The organism is Microcystis sp. M061S2 (assembly GCF_020245605.1).
Taxonomy (GTDB): domain Bacteria; phylum Cyanobacteriota; class Cyanobacteriia; order Cyanobacteriales; family Microcystaceae; genus Microcystis.
Window position 1 is genome coordinate 1 of sequence record NZ_JADBUP010000146.1, and the last position, 4,669, is coordinate 4,669.

5 protein-coding genes are annotated in these 4,669 nt (G+C 49.3%); 1 reads left to right on the forward strand and 4 read right to left on the reverse strand.

Translation table 11 applies throughout. The features are described 5' to 3' along the window. The 4 genes from IM475_RS21395 to tnpA all read right to left on the reverse strand — a co-directional run. Positions 1–932, reverse strand: a 932-nt coding sequence (locus tag IM475_RS21395; protein ID WP_287729059.1) for an IS66 family transposase, incomplete at its 3' end; no start/stop codon positions are given. A gap of 258 nt (positions 933–1,190) precedes the next feature. Then, positions 1,191–3,329, reverse strand: a complete 2,139-nt coding sequence (locus tag IM475_RS21400) for a recombinase family protein (protein WP_287729060.1) — start codon at positions 3,327–3,329, stop codon at positions 1,191–1,193. A 207-nt stretch (positions 3,330–3,536) separates the two neighbouring features. After that, positions 3,537–3,845, reverse strand: a complete 309-nt coding sequence (gene tnpB, locus IM475_RS21405) for an IS66 family insertion sequence element accessory protein TnpB (protein WP_287729061.1) — start codon at positions 3,843–3,845, stop codon at positions 3,537–3,539. After that, positions 3,846–4,145: an IS66 family insertion sequence element accessory protein TnpA gene (gene tnpA / locus IM475_RS23225; RefSeq protein ID WP_502865901.1), complete on the reverse strand. Its 300-nt coding sequence runs from the start codon at positions 4,143–4,145 to the stop codon at positions 3,846–3,848. A gap of 142 nt (positions 4,146–4,287) precedes the next feature. On the opposite strand from tnpA, the gene IM475_RS21410 reads away from it, so the two are divergent. Then, positions 4,288–4,669: hypothetical protein (locus IM475_RS21410; RefSeq protein ID WP_287729062.1), on the forward strand; the 382-nt coding region annotated here is incomplete at its 3' end.

Sequence of the window (4,669 nt, forward strand, 5' to 3'; positions counted from 1 at the left end):
CGCAAGGTTACCGGATCGGTCTTGTTCGGATCAATCGTTGGAACTTCTTTTGGCATGATCAAGGTCGTATGCGTGTCATCGAATCCGACGCAGAATGCGGCCAAGAAGCGCGAGAGCATCACCTTGGTAAGCTCTTGTGTCACCTCATGTGCTAGATCGATGTTGTAGTCCAATGTAGAGCGACTGAGCGTCAAGCCACACGTTGCGTAGACATCCTGAAGTCGATACAGAGGAAGATGCGTGCCGAACTTGCTCTGGATAATATGAGCTGCGGTGGACGGGTGATATCGCCCTTTTTCCCCGAGATTTGCTTCCTCTTCGACCAGCAGTACTCGCTCTGGATCGTTTACATAAGCTAACACAGGTCGCTTGTACCGAAGCACAATCGCTTGAGCTGGAATCGTTTTGAGGGATTCTGTGTACTCGTAATGCTTGACGAACAACTCACCGGACTTGATGCGAGCTTGGAATGCAGGCGGGATCGCGACCTCGATATCTTCGCGTGGTAAGTGTGCTGGGAACTTATCCGGAGCAGGCTTGCGTTTCTTGGGGTTTGGATTTGGATTATTGTTGAGTGCTTCAAGCTCTTCTTCCGCATCCTTCTTAGCCGATTCAAGCGCCGCTTGGAGTTCTTTGTCGTCCTTGAGCTCGAGAAGCATCTGATCAGCGTTGATGAACTTCTCTCGTTTCTTGCCTGACATCAAGAAGCGAATCTCTGCGCGAAGTTCTTCGCGCTCCTTGGTGAGCTGATCGACCTGCGTTTCTAAAGCAACGAGCTTGTTCGATTGCACGGTAATGACTTCGTGCGCGGTGCTAAGTTCTTGTGGTAGTTTGCTTGCGTCTTGCATGTGGTCACTATAGCGCATGGGGTACAAAGCGCAAGTGGTCGCAAGGCAAATTTGTAAAAGAATGACAAGAAAAAGTTTGTTCATGAAGCGGCGTTAGTCGCGTGAGGAATTAGGTTGGGTGCAACGTATCGTTTTCGCATCTTGATGCTCGCTAAGTCGATGCCAGCGAGGATCGATTGCAACTCGGTTGGTTCGATGATGATGTGCTTGCCATCGGAAGAGCGCAGCGGTCTCTGGAAGCAATTGGACTCCAATCGCTTGGTTTAGTCATCACAGTACCCCTGTTTTTGTTCCATAAAAGAAGTTGCTTGAAAGATTTCCACATGCGTTCGGCTGGAGGTTTCATCGGCTTGGTCTCGGCTTGGGCGTCACCAGTTCTGGATGGTTTTTTGCAGTATACGACCCACTGGTTTTGCATAACTTTCGCAGTCGGCGGAGCTCTTCTTTATCAGCCCATACGATCCAGTGCTTATTCGATGGAGTTTTGCGATAGTGAACCCAGCCTTGCTTAGCCCAATAGTGGACTCGTTGCTGGATCACTCCTAGCTTTGTTGAAAGATCCGGAATCCACCATTCATTTGCTCTCAAGACATCTTGAAAGAGTTCGCCCTGAAGTCCGATGTTGCGAATCAATTCTCCTACATTTTGGTATGTGAAGACGCCGCGACGGCGCGGTGGTACGAAGCCATCTTTGTTGAGTTGTTCTGCAATGGCTTGGTGATGCCAGCCCTTGGTATGTAGCTCCCGAATTCTCTCGCAGAGACGATCATACTCTTGAAGCTGACGATAGCTACCAACCGCTTTGTAGATCAAATGCTGACTGTGAAATCCGCCATGCCATTGAATCGTGACATCGACGTTTTCGTTTTCAAGTGATGGTACGACGGTAATCTTGTCAATCATCGCACGAATGATTCGTTTGCGATCTTCATTGGCGGTAGTCGCACTTAACCACAAACTAGGTATGGAGCTTGAAAGATCACGGATTGCTTGGATGTCTTCCTGACTCAATTGCTTGGGAGTCATCTGATCGAAGCGTCGATACTCCTCTTGCGTCTTCTGCATCTCGGCCAATGAAGTTTCCCAAGCTGTTTCAAGAGTACGTGCAACCAATCGGTGTTCCGGTTCAACAGATCGATATTGTCGTTCTGCTTTTTCGCACTCGTATCGAGCTCGTTGTAAACGGCGATCCCATTCTAGGTGAAGTCGCTTACGTTCAGAATCGATATCGGCAATCGAGGCGATACTGAGCTCTAAAGCGGCTGGTTCGATTGCTTTGAGAACCTGCTGCGAGACGAGTTCATCCAAGGACTTTGTAGCCATTCGACCGCAATGTCCTGCCATCTCTTGATTACGAAAAAATTCGTTGCATGCGTAAGTTGGCAGCTTGTCCGTCTTGTAGCTTGTTGTCATTTTGCGTTGGCATCGACCGCATTCAACTAGACCTGCAAGTAGGGCTTGGCCACGCCGTGGAGTCCCTTTGTTTTCGTAGCTCGAACGGTTCTCAGCAATCTGCTTTAAATTCGATTCAAACTGCTCCCAAGAAATGTAGGCAGGAACTTTGTCCTTAATGAGAATCCCGATGTCATCAGGTTTAAGAAACCAGCTCTTTGATTCTACGCCATCTGAGTTGCGGTGCATTTTATTGTACCGTCGCATCCCATAGGCGTATGCTCCTGCGTAGATGGGATGGTGCAAGATATTCGACACTCGAGCTGGTGTTGGTAGCCGCCATTCCAGTTCGCCTTTTCTCGCTCCTTTGTGCATTCTAAATCCCATTTTCAAATTGTTCTGCTGCATGTACGAAAAGACGCCGTAGACGGACCGTATCGATGTGAACTTATCGAACACAAGCGTTACAGAAGCGCGAGCTTGCTCATCAGGGTCCAAAGCGACTTCACCGTTTGTTAGCTTGATGTATCCAGCAGGAACGGAAAGATACAACTCACCCCGCTGCGCTTTGTTCAAAGAACCGCGTAAAAGTCTGTTGCGAATCGTAACAAGTTCGAACTCGTTCATCGCTCCCTTCATGCCGAGCAATAATCGATCATTGGAATCCAGAGGATCATAGATTCGATCTTCATCGCAAAGAAGAGTTCCGAATACTCCGCATACATCAATCAAGTGATGCCAGTCTGAACTTGATCTTGATAGACGACTTAGCTCAAGACCAAGAACCAATCCAACATGCTTGAGGCTTACTTCGGAAAGTAGTCGTTGAAACCCAGGTCGATTTTCTGCCGACTTACCGCTAATCCCCTGGTCTTCATCGATAACCAAAACTCTATCTTCGGGCCAACCAAGTTGTCGTGCATATTCAGCTAAAGCATACTGCCGCTCGCGAGACTCACGATTTTGAAGCACCTGATGTTGTGTCGACTGTCGCACGTACACGATAGCAAGACGACCTAGGTGCGTGTGATTAATCTTCGAAGGCGTTTTGGAGGCGATTGGTCCGCTCGGTCGTTCACTCGTAATCACGATCGACCTCCTTTTCTTGTAGAGGCAGTCGCTTGATGAGGACCTTGGTCAACTCGTTGAGCACTATCAGCCTTTGGGTGTGGCCGAGCTTCTCCCATAGTTGTGCGAGAGGAACTTGCAAAGCCGCTTCCGGGCTGGCTATGCGCGGGGGGGAGCGTTTCTTCCTGGTTTAGCTTGCATTGCATTCCTCCGTTTTGAATGCGGTGTTCAGAAATGAGTTGAACGAGTTTCGTCAACGATTCCTTTGAAAGTACGACCAAATCGGACTTCTGTAAAGATGTCGAAATGGGTGTCTTCTGGTTTCTGCTTCTTCATCCAAATCGCGATGCCGTCGCGATCCCAATACATGAGCTTGATCCGATTGCGACGCAAGTTGAGGAACATAAAAACCCCTCCGTCTCTGACGTCGAGATGAAGGTCTGACTTGATGATTCCAAATAGCCCATCGAAGCTCTTGCGCATATCGATCGGCTCGGTGTGCAAGTAGATCTTGACCTGTGGATTGATGGCGAGCATCTAAGCGACTCGGTCCAAGAGGCGAGGCAAGGAGTCGATGGCTTCAATCGGAAGCGAGATGACGATTCCTGATAGGAGCTTGACTTGAATGTGAGCGGCATGGGGCTCGGACTGGACTTGGAGAAAGGCAGGCTTTGGCAGCGCTGGTTTCGAAGCTTGGAGCTTGTTTCTCCATTGGTAGAATGTCGGAATGGAGCAACCTATCGACTGACAGAACTCGGCGACGGTGAGGGAGGAATTTTCAAATTGTCGTAGCCGCTTGTTCCAGAGCTGAGTTTTGCTTTCATTGGATTGAGCCATGAGTGGAGATCCTGCGAGAGTGTGAAATCGTTGGGCGAACGATAGAAACCTACCCCACGATTCCAAGCCATGCTGGCTCAAAAACCTACGGCCGCTGTACGCTTACAGCCTGCAATGGGATTTCGACAACAAGCTCAAGAGTGTGGATGTAGGGAACAACAGTTCGACGGATGTCGAGTACAAATACGATGCCTTGGGTCGACGTGTTGCAAGAGTCGGTAGTAGTGGTTCGTTCGTTTACGTTCAGAGCGATCAACAAACGATCGCAGACTATGGAGTAGGAGATGCTCCAAGTTCACCGCTCTACCGCTACGTTTACGCTAGCTACATTGACGAACCAGTGGTTCGCAAAGGAGCAGGGACGGGTGGAACGATCCACTACTATCATCGCAACCAACAGTACTCCATCACTGCTGTAACAACATCGACGGGCGCCATAGCTGAACGCTATGCGTACAGCGCCTACGGCGAACCAATCATCCTGGATGGATCTGGCTCCGTCATCGCTAATTCAACGATCAACA

Coding starts and splice junctions, on each gene's coding strand:
- tnpB (WP_287729061.1), bottom strand. CDS start 3,845: ATGCTCGCCATCAATCCACAGGTCAAGATCTACTTGCACACCGAGCCG.
- tnpA (WP_502865901.1), bottom strand. CDS start 4,145: ATGGCTCAATCCAATGAAAGCAAAACTCAGCTCTGGAACAAGCGGCTA.